Source organism: Pantoea sp. S62, assembly GCF_016658625.1.
GTDB lineage: Bacteria > Pseudomonadota > Gammaproteobacteria > Enterobacterales > Enterobacteriaceae > Pantoea > Pantoea vagans.
In genome coordinates, this window is sequence record NZ_JACVVI010000001.1 from 121,754 (window position 1) to 135,907 (window position 14,154).

Sequence of the window (14,154 nt, forward strand, 5' to 3'; positions counted from 1 at the left end):
AGTCTGCGCGCGGGCGACAGCGCAATAACAATATTTGGGTTAGGGGATTGTATAATTCAAAGGACACCCTTAATGTGTGGTTAAAATATGTGAGCAATTCGGTAGCCTTTTGTAATTAAATTAAGGCTAAATTGCTATTTTTAATTTTATAACTATTTTCACATTAACTCATAAATAACATTATTTTAAACTTTAAGGACTTTTTTTAACCAGTACCGTCTGAGCTGTAGATTAAAATGATGAATTCAAAGAAAGTTATTCCCACCCTTTCCCTCGCGGCCTTGTTAGTTTCTTCAGCCCTCCACGCTGAAACCTCACCAGAGAAAACCGATGTCCTGTTAATTGGCGGCGGTATTATGAGCGCCTCTATGGGCACCATGCTGGAAGAGCTGCAGCCTGGCTGGAAACAGATCATGGTCGAGAAGCTGGATGGCGTGGCGCTGGAATCCTCTAACGGCTGGAATAACGCCGGTACCGGTCACTCTGCCAACATGGAGCTGAACTATACGCCTGAGCGTAAAGACGGCTCGATCGACGTGTCTAAAGCGCTGGAAATCAATGAAGCCTTTATGATTTCACGTCAGTTCTGGAGCTCTCAGATTAAAGAGGGCGTAATGCACGACCCGCGCTCTTTCATCAACTCAACGCCACACATGAGCTTTGTCTGGGGCGACAATGTCGACTTCCTGACCAAACGCTATGCGGCGCTGCAGAAAACTGCGCTGTTCCAGGGGATGAAGTTCTCTACCGATCACAAACAGATCGCGCAGTGGGCACCGCTGGTAATGGAAGGTCGTGATCCACAGCAGAAAGTGGCCGCTACCTGGACGCCAGTCGGCACCGACGTTAACTACGGTGAAATTACCCGTCAGCTGATCGGCAGCCTGAAGAAGAATGATAACTTCCGTCTGGAAACCTCATCGGAAGTGACCGACTTCAAACGTAACGGCGACAACTCCTGGCACGTCACGATTAAAGATGCTAAAAACGGCAACGAACGTGCGGTTGACGCGAAATATGTCTTCATCGGTGCAGGCGGCGGCGCGCTGAAATTACTGCAGAAGACCGGCATCCCGGAAGCCGATAACTATGCAGGCTTCCCGGTCGGTGGTTCTTTCCTTGTCACCGAAAACAGTGCTATCGCCGATCGTCATCTGGCGAAAGTTTACGGTCAGGCTTCAACCGGTGCACCGCCGATGTCCGTTCCGCATCTGGATACCCGTTATCTGGATGGCAAACGCGTCGTGCTGTTTGGACCCTTTGCGACCTTCTCAACCAAGTTCCTGAAAAACGGCTCGCTGTTTGATCTGCTGAGCACCACCACTACCCATAACATCGTGCCAATGACCGATGTGGGTATGGATAACTTCGACCTGGTGAAATACCTGATCGGACAGGTGATGCTGAGTGATGAAGATCGCTTCGAGTCGCTGAAAGAGTACTACCCGGACGCGAAGAAAGAGGACTGGAAACTGATTCAGGCCGGTCAGCGTGTACAGATTATCAAGAAAGATGCTGATAAAGGTGGCGTGCTGAAACTGGGCACAGAAATTGTGACCGATCAGCAGAAAACTGTGGCGGCTCTGCTGGGTGCTTCTCCTGGTGCATCAACCGCAGCGCCAATCTCTCTGAGCGTGATGCAGAAACTGTTCCCGGAAGAGTTTAAGTCACCGGAATGGCAGGCGAAGATCCACAAAATGATCCCAGGCTACGGTCAGAAACTGAATGATAACGTGCCGTTGCTGCAGCAGGTCTGGAATGAGACCGCAGCGACTCTGCAGCTGACCACGCCGCCCGTGATCAACATGGAAGGCAAAACCGCAGACGCGCCGGCAGCACAGCCTCAGCAGGCTGCGCCTTCAGCGAAACACGACATGGCGCTGTAACAGCAGCCTGACGTGAAAAAAGCCCGCCCAGGTTTACCTGCGCGGGCTTTTTTATTGCTTCATTTTCAGTGTTACTCTGGCGTGTTCCCGCGCCACTTGCCCCATGGATCTTCAGCAGGTGGCCGATCGGCTTCTCCAGCCGCTTCGTCGCGTGCTGCCGGTTGCACGTTTAACGAGGCCAGATAGAGCGCTTCGACTTCAGCGCGCGCCCACGGCGTACGGCGTAAAAACTTCAGGCTCGATTTAACGCTGGGATCGCTTTTAAAGCAGTTAATGTTGATCTGTTTTGCCAGCTCCGCCCAGCCATACTGCGCGACTAAACTGTTTATCTGCATCTCCAGCGTGATGCCATGCAGAGGATCTTTTGAGGTGTGTGCGTTCATCATCTATCCGCCTGATTCATTCAATGCCGCGTATCCTGACAATCGCACAGCGGTTGTGCAAGAACTGAAGGTGAAAAAGAGCGTGTGGGGGGTGTGCAACCGCAGATTTATGTGCCTGAAGTAACGTGACGGGCAGAAGTTTGCGCAGATGAGCAGCGATTGTGCTAATCATAAGCGACTGATGAGGCTTCAAAAGGATCGCCTGCCATGTCTGCTCCTGCTGATAATCTGCTCTCTTCCGCCAGCCGAAAACGTGCTCTGCTTGCCGGTTCGGTCGGTAATTTCATTGAATGGTATGAGTTCGCGGTCTATGGCTTTCTGGCCACGGTGATTGCGCAGAACTTTTTCCGGCTGGAGGGCGAGTCCGCGCTGACCGGGTTGCTGCTGACCTATGCGTCGTTCGCCATCGCCTTTTTCTTCCGTCCGCTGGGTGCCATTGTTTTTGGCCGGATGGGCGATCGCATCGGGCGAAAACCCACCTTGATTTTTGTATTGATAATGATGACGCTGGCGACAGCCGCTATCGGTCTGGTTCCGACCTATGCCCAACTGGGTATCCTGGCTCCGCTGATCGTTACCGGTCTGCGTATCCTGCAGGGCCTGTTCGCGGGTGGCGAGTATGGCGGGGCGGTGTCGCTGATGACCGAGTTTGCACCACGCGGAAAGCGCGGTCTGTATGGCGCGTGGCAATCCTTTACCGTGGCGCTGGGATTACTGGCAGGTGCGGGCATAGTGGCACTGCTCTCCGTGCTGCTGACGCCAGAGCAGATGCTGAGCTGGGGCTGGCGCATCCCGTTCTTTATCGCACTGCCGCTGGGCGCGCTGGCACTCTGGCTGCGGGTGCAGATGGAAGAGACGCCCGCGTTTGTTCAGCAGCAGGCACAAACCCAGGAAAAAGTGAACGCCAGCCTTGGTGACACGCTGAAAACGATTCTGCTGGGCATCTGCCGGCTGATGGTGTGGTCGGCGGCAGGTTACACCTGGCTGGTGATCATGCCGACTTATCTGCAGGCATCGCTGCACACCGGATTTAACCAGGCACTGCTGATTGCGGTGATATCGAACCTCGGCTTTGCCGCCACCATTATCCCGGCCGGGATGCTGAGCGACAGGATTGGCCGCCGCGCCGTGATGGTCGCAGCGGCGGTACTGTTGCTGGTGCTCTCTCTGCCGCTGTTAAACGTTTTGCAGGCAGAGAGTACCGGACTGCTGCCCAAAGCGCTGGTGGTCTTTATCGCAGGTGGCGTGGTCGGATTGCTGGCGGGGCCAGGGCCCGCGATGCTGGCCGAGATGTTTCCGACGCGCGTGCGTTACACCGGGCTGGGCCTGGCCTATTCGCTCTCTAACGCGGTCTTTTCCGGCTGCGCCGGATTGATCATTACCAGCCTGATCAAAGAGACCGGTAATCCTGATATTCCCGCCTGGTATGTGATGGCGACTGCGCTGGTCAGTATTGTTGCGTTGATGACGCTGAATAAAGATGATCATCTGCGACTGCTGGATGAGCCGCCGTCACGCTAAGTTCTGTGAGCGGTAAAGGATAATCGGGCAGGCTGCCTGTGTATCAGGCTGCCTGTTAGCGTTAACGCCCGCGAGGGTGCAGGCGTTGGTTATTCAGAACAGATTAGCGATCCTGCGATGACGATAAACTGAAAACCTGATCGCGCGAGCGGACTTTATCAGCATGGTTATCGGCAATGATAATCACGGCCGCCATAATCAGACCCATAATAATGATGATTAATTTACGCAGCAGCATAAGCCATTACTCCTGTTGAATTAACTCACCCAGTGAATAGCCGTTATTGTGGCTTAATCAAAGAGGTAATTTGAATATTGGTCTATTATGGCTAAAAGGTAAGCGTTATTTTTTGATCGTGATGCGGTTTATCCATATCAGATGAAATAAAGAGTCTGTACGGGTTCTATATTAAACGCGCGCTAAACAGAATCATTAAATCCGTCGGTTTCTCTTCCGCGCGTTTGATCAATAAAAATTGAACATACATAGTTTACGTCGTGAGGGCATTGTTAAAAGCGACATGCAGGAGACCGGAATCTGGCTGGCCGGCGGCGGCGAGCTGATTCCGGTGCAGGATTAAGCAGACCTGAGGCTGTGAACCGTTTCGTCTGATTTCCGTGCGTCGGGCGTGGTAGTAAAATCCTGCGCCAGATCGGCAATGATAGCTGCGACGGAACGCACTGATTTTATCATTGAGATGCCGGTGCCTGTTGAAACTACGCCCTTGTCAACATTGCCCAGACGCATCGCCTGCCACAATGCGTGATAGCCATTCATTGCGCTGAACAGCGTTTCACGATCGGCTCCCTGCTCATCAAGCTCTGCCAGCCTGGGGCTGAGCGGGGTGGGTAATGTCCGGTAATACGCGGGCAGGGTGCGGAAAAGAAGCAAATCTTCCGCGCTTGAGGCCACGATGAGTTGCTTTACCTTTTCATCTGCCGGGTTTTCCTGCGCGGTTAAAAACAGGCTACCTATCCAGACGCCTTCTGCGCCTAACGCCAGCGCTGCACGCACGCCACGTACATCACCAATGCCACCGGCCGCCAGCACCGGAATCTTCACACTGTCAGCGATCATGGGGACAATGCTGAATGTACCAATAATGCGTGCGGGTACGGTTCCCCCCTCATCAAATCCGGTAGCGACAATAATATCGGCGCCCAGTTTTTCGGCCTGTTGTGAATTGGCGACATCGGGAGTCAGCGCACGATAAATGATTTTAATGCGGTGCTGTTTTAATAAATGGAATATTTCGGGATCAAGCAGCTCATTAATTAACACCACCTCAACCTTCTCATCAATAAACATTTCAGCCGTTGGCCGCCAGAAACTCATATCTGGTCCATTGATCAGCGTTGCACCAAAAGGTTTGTCGGTCAGGCGCTTCGTTTTACGAATCTGCTCACGCATGCGTTCCAGCGCATCGAAGCGTGACTCGGGCAGGGTGTCCTGCCCGGCATTTGGGCCAATAATTCCCAACCCCCCTGCGTCAGACACCGCGGCAACAAAGGTTGCATCGGTCAGAAAATACATAGGTGCCTGAATAATGGGAAAGCGAATATTCAGAATTTCCGTCACACGATTTTTCATCGGTTTTTTCCTTTTCTGCTGAGCGTATCGCCAGACTTATTTCATTGAACCAGACCGCGTTACCTGATCCCCTGGCCGTTTTATTCTTCACTTCACCGCCAGAACAGGCAGTTTAATAGTTGAAAATATGAAGTAAATGGGCAAAATTGGGCAGGTGTTTGCCATATATGGAAAGATAATGGATCTTAACGCCACGAAGTTATTTATCACTGTTGTTCAGGCAGGCAGCTTCTCTGCCGCAAGTGACCGGACGGGGATCCCCATCTCTACGCTGGTGCGTAAACTCAACGAGCTGGAGCTGGCTCTGGGTGTGCAGCTGCTGGAGCGATCCAAAAAGGGCGTCAGGCCTACATATAAAGGCCAGCAGTTTTTTGAGCAGACGCGCCCGGGTCTGGAGTTACTGGAAGATGCCAGAAAAACGGTGACATCCGCGCACAAACTGGCGGGTAAACTGCGCATATCGGTGCCAGCGGATTTCACGTTATGGTGGGAGTTACTGCATGCGTTTCAGCAACGTTATCCTGATATCAGAGTCTTTTGCCACTCAGGGGAAAGAGTGGTCGACCTCTATGAGGATGGGATTGATGTAGCACTCCGGCTGGGTGCTCTGCATACCGAGGATGTTATTGCCAGACCGGTTATGAATATTGAGGCATGGTTTGTCGCAACCCCCGCGCTGGCTGAACGTTTTGGTCATCCGCAGACGCTGGCGGCCCTGACAACCTGCCCGATAGCCAGCTGGGAAGGGCTTAACAGTGGCTACTTCGAATGGTCTTCCGGTAACGAGACGGTAAAATTTGAGCCATTCTTTTCCTCCAATAGTGCACAGGCTTTGCGCCACTATGCACTCAGCGGTGCCGGCGTATCCCTGTTGTTCGATTTCATGGTTAAAGCGGATGTGGAAAGTGGGAAGCTGGTGCGGCTATTGCCTCAAAGCCCGCCTTATTCGACGCCTTTGCATCTGCTCTATGTGCGACACAAACATCCTTCGGCCATTACGCTCGCGTACCTCGATTTTTGCACCGAATGGATCAGCCAGTACAAGACCTGAGATGAAGAGGCCATGTAACGGAACGGAGGGGACAGGGATGAACAGGTCATCATGATATTAAAAGCAAAAAGCGTGGCAGAAAAATAAAAAGGCGCCCGAAGGCGCCTCTGTGGTGTGAACCGATGTGATGAATTACACCAGCTGCTGTGCCGTCGTTTCCACCAGCGTCAGCAACACTTTGATATCTTCCAGCGTTACCGTTGGGTTCAGCAGGGTCATCTTCAGACAGGTGACGCCATCGTGCTCGGTCACGCCGACGTTAGCGCGGCCTGACTCCAGCAGGGCATCCCCGATGCGCTGGTTCAGCAGGGCGATATCCGCACTGCTGAGGTGCGCCAGATGCGCCGGACGATAACGGAACAGGACGCTGGCGAGCTGCGGTTTCATCACCAGCTCCAGAGCAGGCTGCTCTTCAACGTACTGTGCCACCTGCTGCGCCAGCGTCACACCGTGATCGATGATTTCGGCATACTGCTTCTGACCCAGCGCTTCCAGACCCATCCACAGTTTCAGTGCATCAAAACGACGGGTGGTCTGCAGCGATTTGGATACCAGATTCGGCACGCCCTGTGCTTCATCAAACTCCGAGTTCAGATAGGCCGCCTGGTAGCGCATCAGCTCATAGTGACGTGCCTCCTTCAGCAGGAAGGCACCACAGCTGATGGTCTGGAAGAACTGCTTGTGGAAGTCCAGGGTAATGGAGTCGACCAGCTCAATGCCATCCAGATAGTCACGATACTTCTCTGAAAGCAGCAGCGCGCCGCCCCAGGCCGCATCGACGTGCACCCAGATGTTCTCTTCCGCCGCCAGTGCCGCGATTTCACGCAGCGGATCAATTGCACCGGCATCGGTAGTTCCCGCCGTGGCAACGATCGCCAGAATGTTTTCGCCGTTAGCTTTGGATGCAGCCAGCTTCTGACGAAGGTCATCCATATCCATGCGGGCAAACTGATCACATTTCACCTGCGTGACGGACTGATAGCCCAGACCCAGCAGCGCCATGTTCTTCTGTACGGAGAAGTGCGCGTTCTCTGAGCAGAAGACTTTAATCTTCTTCAGATCGCCGGTTAAGCCATCCTGCTGAACAGAATGCCCCTGACGCGCAAACCAGGCGTCACGCGCCAGCATCAGACCCATCAGGTTGCTCTGGGTGCCGCCGCTGGTGAAGACGCCCGCGTCGCCAGGCTGATAACCCACCTGGGTGCGCAGCCACTCAATCAGCTTCATCTCAATCAGGGTGGCAGACGGTGCCTGATCCCATGAATCCATGCTCTGGTTGGTGGCGTTGATCAGCACTTCCGCCGCCTGGCTGATGACCAGGCTCGGACAGTGCAGGTGCGCCACACACTGCGGGTGATGCACCGACAGGCTGTCTTTGAGGAAATACTCAATGGCGCGTTCAATCGCGGCCTGGTTACCCAGGCCCTGAGGATTGAAGTCCAGCGTGATGCGCTCGCGCAGCTCTGCGACGGTTTTTCCCTGATACATCTCAGGTTGTTCCAGCCACTTAACGACGGCCGCGCTACTCTGGGCAATCGCCTGCTGGTAGGCCTCGGTACTCTGTGCTGAGGCCGCCAGAATCGGGTTTAACCGGGACATTGCATTCACTCCACTTAAACTGCTTTCACGCCAGCGGACAGCAGGGCGTTTTCAAATTTATCCAGGAACACGTCCAGTTCTGCATCGGTGATTAGCAGGGAAGGCAGCAGACGTAATACGCTGCCGTGACGTCCGCCACGCTCCAGAATCAGGCCGTTCTCAAAACATTTTTTCTGTACCAGCGCTGACAGCTCGCCGTCTGCCGGGAAGCTGCCCATGTGGTCAGCAGGCTCGTCAGGTTTCACCAGCTCGATGCCGATCATCAGACCCAGACCCCGCACGTTGCCGATAACCGGGTAGCGCTGCTGCAGCTCGCCCAGTTTGCCTTTCAGCCATTCGCCCTGTGCCGCGACTTTGTCAGCGATGTTGTTGTCTTTCAGCAGCTTCAGCGTGGTCAGGCCGGTAGCCATCGCCAGCTGGTTGCCACGGAAGGTGCCGGTGTGGTGACCCGGAGACCAGGCGTCGAACTCTTTCTTAATGCCCAGTACCGCCAGTGGCAGACCGCCGCCGACCGCTTTGGACATTACGATGATGTCTGGCTCGATTCCTGCGTGCTCAAAGGCGAAGAATTTACCGGTACGGGCAATACCCGCCTGGACTTCGTCGATGATCAGCAGAATGCCGTGCTCTTTGGTCACTTTGCGGATGCGCTGCAGCCACTCAGCCGGTGCCGGGTTAACCCCGCCTTCACCCTGAACCGCTTCCAGAATCACCGCCGCAGGTTTGCGAACGCCGCTTTCAACGTCATTAATCAGGTTTTCGAAGTAGTAGGTCAACGCTTTCACGCCCGCTTCACCGCCAATACCCAGCGGGCAGCGATAAAGGTGCGGATAAGGCATGAACTGCACTTCCGGCATCATGCCGTCTACGGCTTCTTTCGGTGACAGGTTGCCGGTGACCGACAGCGCGCCGTGGGTCATACCGTGATAGGCACCTGAGAAGCTGATGATACCGGAACGGCCGGTGTGCTTTTTCGCCAGTTTCAGCGCCGCTTCAACGGCATCTGCGCCGGACGGGCCGGTAAACTGCAGGCAGTACTCTTTGCCCTGACCTGGTAATAACGAGAGCAGGTACTCAGAGAACTCATCCTTTAACGGCGTAGTTAAATCGAGAGTATGTAACGGCAAGCCGCTGGTAATGACATGTTGAATGCTCTGCAGAACGTCTGGATGGTTATGACCCAACGCCAGCGTTCCGGCACCGGCAAGACAGTCGAGATACTGATTATTCTCGACGTCGGTGATCCAGACACCCTGAGCTTTCGCAATCGCGAACGGCAATTTGCGAGGATAACTTCGAACGTTTGATTCAAATTCAGCCTGACGGGCTAAATAGGTTTCGTTGGTTGCGTTTAAGTTCTGTGCATTCAAACTATCAATACGGACTTTATCCGTCATCATATCTCTCCTACAACCGGGACGGGCGTAGCGTCACAGTTGAATAAATGAATTAAAATGGGTGGCTATGTGTAAAGCGCGGCCAATATAGGTGTTTTTCAGGTCCGACTCAATGATTAATTTTGTCGGCAGATAACACATTCTTTGCTATAGGAATCAATCAGTTGGTGGGTTTATGACCGCATGCATTATTGCCGCTACGCTAACGGCTTTCTAATAAATGGCGTAAAAACACCAGCTTACCCGTTTCACCAGGCGCTAAGTCAATGATTATAATCTGTGTAAACAGCTGTTTCCGGCGAAAAACGCTATCAAAAAGGGGGCTTTTCAGACGTAAAAAGCATAAGTCAGCTTAACTGACGAACTCGCATTTATAGCCGCTTAAAACTGCACGCTAATTAAAACAATAAACCTTTCTTTAACATTTAATTAATATATGGCGAAAGGTAAACCGTATTAAGCGGGATTAACGGCATGGCCCCAGGGCAAATTCAACAAACTGGTCGAGGTCTGTCATGGCTTCGCGAGCTTTGGACTCTGAAGGATTTATGGTCAGCAAATCCGCATAGCCGTTCAGCATGGCGCTGATTTGCCTGACGGTGCGGGGAACATCATCACATCGCAGCGTGCCGTCGGTGACACCGTCACGAATTATCCCCTCCATCAGTGCCTGCCACACTTCAGTCATCTCTTCAGCCAGTGCAGCATAAGCAGCATTGTGCGCTGCCGTCTGCCAGAAAGAGGCGTAGAGCTGCCAGGTGGCATCCGGCGCACTTGGCAGATGGCTTTCAAACAGGGTATGCAGCCGCTGACGCGGTGTGAGCACGGCCAGTGTGTCGGCAAAACTTTCAAAATCGACCCGCATAAAGCGTTCCAGCGCCGCCAGGCAGAGTGTCTGCCAGTTGCTGAAGTAGTGGTAAATATGACTGCGTGAAATACCTACCGACTCGGTGAGTTCACGGGTGGTCACTTTTTCGATCCCTTTCTCAATAAACAGCACTATCGCTGCATCCAGGATTTTGGTTCTTAATACCTCAGCCGACTCTTTCATTATTCTCTCTATCACTGCCACGTTGACTTTGAGCAACTGCTCAAATAGACTGCTTTTCGTACTTGAGCAACCGCTCAAGAGTAACTCAATCAGAAACAGAAACTATGTCTTCCTCAAAAACGATCCTGCCCGTTGCGGCTCCCCGCAGCGCTATTCTGACATTAAAAATGCTTGGCCGCCGCCATAGCCGCAAGCTATTCCTCACGCTGCTACTGGTGGTGGCGGAAAACGTCATGTATCTGCTTTATCCGCTGCTGGCGGGCTTCGCTATCAACGCCATACTCTCCGGCAGGACCTGGCATGCGGTGCTCTATGCGGCGATGGTCTTTACCATGTGGGCCATCGGCGCAGCGCGGCGCAGTGTCGATACCCGTACTTTTGCCCGCATCTATGCTGAGCTGGCCGTGCCGGTGATTGTGGCACAGCGCAATGAAAAACAGAGCGCGTCGACGATTGCTGCGCGGGTGGCGCTGTCTCGCGAGTTTGTCGACTTTTTCGAGAAGCATCTGCCGGTGCTGATTACTTCGCTGGCGTCAATGACCGGTGCGGCAGTGATGCTGCTGGCTATCGAGTTCTGGACCGGCGCAGCCTGTCTGGCGATCCTTCTGTTCTTCGCCTGTTTCCTGCCGGGATTTACCCGCAAGAACGATGCGCTGTTTGGCCGTCTTAACAACCGGCTGGAGAAAGAGGTGAGCTTTGTCAGCAACGCGAACGCCGCGTCACTGGGGCGACATTATGGCGTGCTGGCCAGTCTGCGGATCCGCCTCTCGGATCGGGAAGCGTGCGGCTATCTGGCTATCGGTAGCGTGGCGGCACTACTGTTTGCGGTCACCATCGCGGTGATGTCGGGCCGTGGCGGTACTAATGCGGGTCATATCTATTCGGTGATGACCTATATGTGGATGTTTGCCATGAGCCTGGATGATGGCCCTCAGCTGCTGGAGAAATATTCACAGCTCAAAGACATTGGCCGTCGGGTGAATACCGGCACGCACTGATTTGCCGATCTCTGGCACAAAGCTGAAGCAACTGCCGGAGTTCCCGGCGGTTGTTAAGATAAAGCGCCAAAACCCGGCACCGCAATTACCGCGGGAGCTGGGTTAATAATCCAGTTCACCCGGTGTAAAGGCTCTGAATGCGTTATCGGACGGTATATAGCCCAGCACCTCGCGCGTCTGTGTCAGATCAAAGCGTTTAAAGCGGTTATCGGAAATGCCGTAGCCAATAAAGAAGGTGATGTTCTCTGCCTCGACCGCACCGGTCAGCAAGCGGACGGCATCATCCGGACTCAGCCATGCGCTGTAATCCCGCGCAGTGTGCTGGCTATTATCCAGTTTTGCTTCAAACGCTCCGATTCTCAGTGCCACGCAGCTCAGACCCTGCTGGCTGGCATAGAAAGCGCAAAGGGCTTCCCCATAACATTTGGTGACGCCATACAGATTTGCAGGACAGACAGCCATGCCGGGATGTATCTGAACATCTGTCGGATAGCCCTCTATGGTCTGCGCACTGCTGGCAAACACCAGACGACGACAGCGATGCTCTGCGGCAGCCTTCAGTAACCAGGTGGTGGAGAGAATATTCGCGGGCAGTAGATAGTCGAAACTGGCCTGTGCATCAGGGATACCGGCAAGGTGGATAACGGTATCGACAGGTTCTTCGGCCAGCAACTTCGCCGCCTGATCAGGTTGCGACAAATCCGCTGCGATAAACCGATGCGGGGCGGGGATTGCGTAATCGGGCTCCCGCACATCCGTCAGGATAAATCGGTAGCGATTCTGGGTGGCTGCGAAGAAGGTCCGGCCAATGCGTCCGCTGGCGCCGGTAAGAAGGATCACTCTGGTCGTCATCTGCTGATTCCTGTTCAGTAACCTGTTAAATAAAGACTCGTTAACCGGTCAGTTAAGCAGACATTCCCGACTTAAGCCTGCCTGCTCTCTCTGGATTGTGAGCGGGCACATAACGATTCGCTCGAGACCTGCACAGTGGAAGCCTGCCGCTGGCGCAGCCTTAACTGTGCGTCAGATCACAAAATGGGTTGCTTAGCGCGGCATGACTTTCTATAGTCAAACCGCTTCATCCGGACGGGAACACGTTCTGCTTTCTCCCGCCGGCTCACGTCAGCTTTTCAGTTCAGGCCATTGGGAATCAATTTTGTTAAGAAAAAATCATAAAACCGACGATGCCGGCTTTATCCGCTGGGCATTACTCGCTCTGGCGCTGGGCGGCTTTGGTATCGGAACCGGTGAATTCATCATGATGGGCCTGCTGCCCGATGTTTCACGCTCTCTGGCGATCACCGAACCGCAGGCGGGCAACGCCATCGCCAGTTACGCGCTGGGTGTGGTGGTGGGCGCACCGTTTATTGCCGTCCTGGCAGCGCGCATGGCGCGTAAATCGCTGCTGCTGATCCTGATGGCGCTGTTCAGCATCGGTAATGTCGCCAGCGCAATGGCCGACAGCTATCACGGGCTGCTAATTGCGCGCTTTCTGACCGGGCTGCCGCACGGCGCTTATTTTGGCGTGGCCTCCCTGGTGGCGGCTTCACTGGTACCGATTGAACGGCGCGGCCGCGCGCTGGCGTCTCTGATGCTGGGCCTGACGGTCGCAACGCTGATTGGCGTGCCGCTGGGCTCCTGGATTGGACAGCTCTTCAGCTGGCACGTGGTATTCACCTTTGTGGGCGCGATTGGTCTTCTGACCTGCCTGCTGATTGGTCGCTATGTGCCTTACACGCCAGGCGATGCGGATGCACATCCGATGCGCGAACTGGGTGCGCTGAAAAACCCGCAGGTGCTGCTGACCCTGCTGGTGGGCGCGGTCGGCTTTGGCGGCATGTTCGCGATCTTCAGTTACATCGCGCCGACGCTGATTAATATCGCTGGCATCTCTCCTTCACTCATCCCATGGGCGATGGTGGCGTTTGGACTGGGAATGATCATCGGTAATCTGGTCGGTGGCCGTCTGGCTGATGGTGCGGTGCTCAACATTATTGGCTGGACGCTGTTATGGAACGTGCTGGTGATGCTGGCCTTCCCGGTACTGGTTCAGCATGTGGCCACCGGACTGCTGGCGACCTTCCTGATTGGCTCCTGCTCGGTGCTGCTGCCGTCGTTACAGATTCGCCTGATGGATGTCGCCAATGATTCACAAACGCTGGCGGCTGCAATGAACCATTCGGCGTTGAATATCGCCAATGCGATGGGCGCTTATCTCGGTGGCCTGACGGTGTCGCTGGGCTATGGCTGGATCTCCACAGCCTGGGTCGGCGTGGCGCTGGGTGTGGCCGGTCTGATGGTGTTTGTAATGACGGCGCGCCATGCTGCGCGTCAGCAGGTACAGCCAGCCTGACCGAAATAGTGCAGGGCGCAGCGACAGACATGGCCGCTGCGCCGCATTTGCCCGGACCTGAGGTATTATTTTTCTGCAACGCTAATCACGTCGTTTTAATTAATCAGACCATTCAGCAATCATTATCCATCCGACAGCCCTGAAAATTGAAAAGGCTTTAAAAATCAATCAGGGCGCTCCGGACGTCTGGATGTTAAAATTAAATTAAAATAATGTTTGCTTAAGTCGCTCAGGCATGACTTAATAGCGACCTCGGTTTGGAACACAGACCTTATCAAAGCAGTTTTAGTAAAGCAGTCCTCAGTGCAAGCGATATCTCAAGAT

The 14,154-nt window shown here is 54.0% G+C and carries 12 protein-coding genes; 5 read left to right on the forward strand and 7 right to left on the reverse strand.

Annotated elements, in window-relative coordinates:
- Positions 1-236: 236 nt before the first annotated feature.
- The gene (mqo, locus tag IBT54_RS00560; RefSeq protein ID WP_033785040.1) at positions 237-1,886 is read left to right on the forward strand and encodes a malate dehydrogenase (quinone); all 1,650 of its coding nucleotides are present in this window, start codon (positions 237-239) and stop codon (positions 1,884-1,886) included.
- A 71-nt stretch (positions 1,887-1,957) separates the two neighbouring features.
- Here the strand turns inward: mqo and IBT54_RS00565 are convergent, their stop codons facing one another.
- A complete protein-coding gene (locus tag IBT54_RS00565; RefSeq protein WP_095708093.1) occupies positions 1,958-2,269 on the reverse strand; it encodes a VF530 family DNA-binding protein in 312 nt (103 codons plus the stop codon).
- A 207-nt stretch (positions 2,270-2,476) separates the two neighbouring features.
- Here IBT54_RS00565 and IBT54_RS00570 point away from each other — a divergent pair, with 207 nt between their 5' ends.
- Positions 2,477-3,790 (forward strand): MFS transporter, encoded by a 1,314-nt coding sequence (locus IBT54_RS00570; RefSeq protein WP_095707763.1) that lies wholly within the window; start codon positions 2,477-2,479, stop codon positions 3,788-3,790.
- A gap of 103 nt (positions 3,791-3,893) precedes the next feature.
- On the opposite strand, the gene IBT54_RS25335 is transcribed toward IBT54_RS00570, so the two are convergent.
- Both IBT54_RS25335 and IBT54_RS00575 read right to left on the reverse strand, forming a co-directional pair.
- A complete protein-coding gene (locus IBT54_RS25335) occupies positions 3,894-4,028 on the reverse strand; it encodes a hypothetical protein (protein ID WP_013196210.1) in 135 nt (44 codons plus the stop codon).
- Positions 4,029-4,367: 339 nt separating this feature from the next.
- Entirely contained in the window at positions 4,368-5,381 is a 1,014-nt protein-coding gene (locus tag IBT54_RS00575) for a nitronate monooxygenase family protein (RefSeq protein ID WP_095707764.1), read from the reverse strand.
- A gap of 178 nt (positions 5,382-5,559) precedes the next feature.
- Here IBT54_RS00575 and IBT54_RS00580 point away from each other — a divergent pair, with 178 nt between their 5' ends.
- Positions 5,560-6,432: a LysR family transcriptional regulator gene (locus IBT54_RS00580; RefSeq protein WP_201251296.1), complete on the forward strand. Its 873-nt coding sequence runs from the start codon at positions 5,560-5,562 to the stop codon at positions 6,430-6,432.
- A gap of 132 nt (positions 6,433-6,564) precedes the next feature.
- On the opposite strand, the gene IBT54_RS00585 is transcribed toward IBT54_RS00580, so the two are convergent.
- The 3 genes from IBT54_RS00585 to IBT54_RS00595 form a co-directional block, all read right to left on the reverse strand.
- The gene (locus IBT54_RS00585; protein ID WP_013196213.1) at positions 6,565-8,031 is read right to left on the reverse strand and encodes an aspartate aminotransferase family protein; all 1,467 of its coding nucleotides are present in this window, start codon (positions 8,029-8,031) and stop codon (positions 6,565-6,567) included.
- Positions 8,032-8,045: 14 nt separating this feature from the next.
- Positions 8,046-9,431 (reverse strand): diaminobutyrate--2-oxoglutarate transaminase, encoded by a 1,386-nt coding sequence (locus IBT54_RS00590; RefSeq protein WP_013196214.1) that lies wholly within the window; start codon positions 9,429-9,431, stop codon positions 8,046-8,048.
- 463 nt (positions 9,432-9,894) lie between these two features.
- A complete protein-coding gene (locus tag IBT54_RS00595; RefSeq protein ID WP_201251297.1) occupies positions 9,895-10,479 on the reverse strand; it encodes a TetR/AcrR family transcriptional regulator in 585 nt (194 codons plus the stop codon).
- Between the two features lie 104 nt (positions 10,480-10,583).
- Here IBT54_RS00595 and IBT54_RS00600 point away from each other — a divergent pair, with 104 nt between their 5' ends.
- Positions 10,584-11,477, forward strand: a complete 894-nt coding sequence (locus tag IBT54_RS00600) for an ABC transporter six-transmembrane domain-containing protein (RefSeq protein WP_201251298.1) — start codon at positions 10,584-10,586, stop codon at positions 11,475-11,477.
- Between the two features lie 102 nt (positions 11,478-11,579).
- On the opposite strand, the gene IBT54_RS00605 is transcribed toward IBT54_RS00600, so the two are convergent.
- Positions 11,580-12,329, reverse strand: a complete 750-nt coding sequence (locus tag IBT54_RS00605; RefSeq protein ID WP_201251299.1) for an NAD(P)-dependent oxidoreductase — start codon at positions 12,327-12,329, stop codon at positions 11,580-11,582.
- 304 nt (positions 12,330-12,633) lie between these two features.
- On the opposite strand from IBT54_RS00605, the gene IBT54_RS00610 reads away from it, so the two are divergent.
- Complete coding sequence (locus IBT54_RS00610) at positions 12,634-13,830, forward strand: MFS transporter (protein WP_110332264.1); 1,197 nt, start codon at positions 12,634-12,636, stop codon at positions 13,828-13,830.
- The last annotated feature ends 324 nt before the right edge of the window (positions 13,831-14,154 follow it).

Coding starts and splice junctions, on each gene's coding strand:
- mqo (WP_033785040.1), top strand. CDS start 237: ATGATGAATTCAAAGAAAGTTATTCCCACCCTTTCCCTCGCGGCCTTG.
- IBT54_RS00565 (WP_095708093.1), bottom strand. CDS start 2,269: ATGAACGCACACACCTCAAAAGATCCTCTGCATGGCATCACGCTGGAG.
- IBT54_RS00570 (WP_095707763.1), top strand. CDS start 2,477: ATGTCTGCTCCTGCTGATAATCTGCTCTCTTCCGCCAGCCGAAAACGT.
- IBT54_RS25335 (WP_013196210.1), bottom strand. CDS start 4,028: ATGCTGCTGCGTAAATTAATCATCATTATTATGGGTCTGATTATGGCG.
- IBT54_RS00575 (WP_095707764.1), bottom strand. CDS start 5,381: ATGAAAAATCGTGTGACGGAAATTCTGAATATTCGCTTTCCCATTATT.
- IBT54_RS00580 (WP_201251296.1), top strand. CDS start 5,560: ATGGATCTTAACGCCACGAAGTTATTTATCACTGTTGTTCAGGCAGGC.
- IBT54_RS00585 (WP_013196213.1), bottom strand. CDS start 8,031: ATGTCCCGGTTAAACCCGATTCTGGCGGCCTCAGCACAGAGTACCGAG.
- IBT54_RS00590 (WP_013196214.1), bottom strand. CDS start 9,431: ATGATGACGGATAAAGTCCGTATTGATAGTTTGAATGCACAGAACTTA.
- IBT54_RS00595 (WP_201251297.1), bottom strand. CDS start 10,479: ATGAAAGAGTCGGCTGAGGTATTAAGAACCAAAATCCTGGATGCAGCG.
- IBT54_RS00600 (WP_201251298.1), top strand. CDS start 10,584: ATGTCTTCCTCAAAAACGATCCTGCCCGTTGCGGCTCCCCGCAGCGCT.
- IBT54_RS00605 (WP_201251299.1), bottom strand. CDS start 12,329: ATGACGACCAGAGTGATCCTTCTTACCGGCGCCAGCGGACGCATTGGC.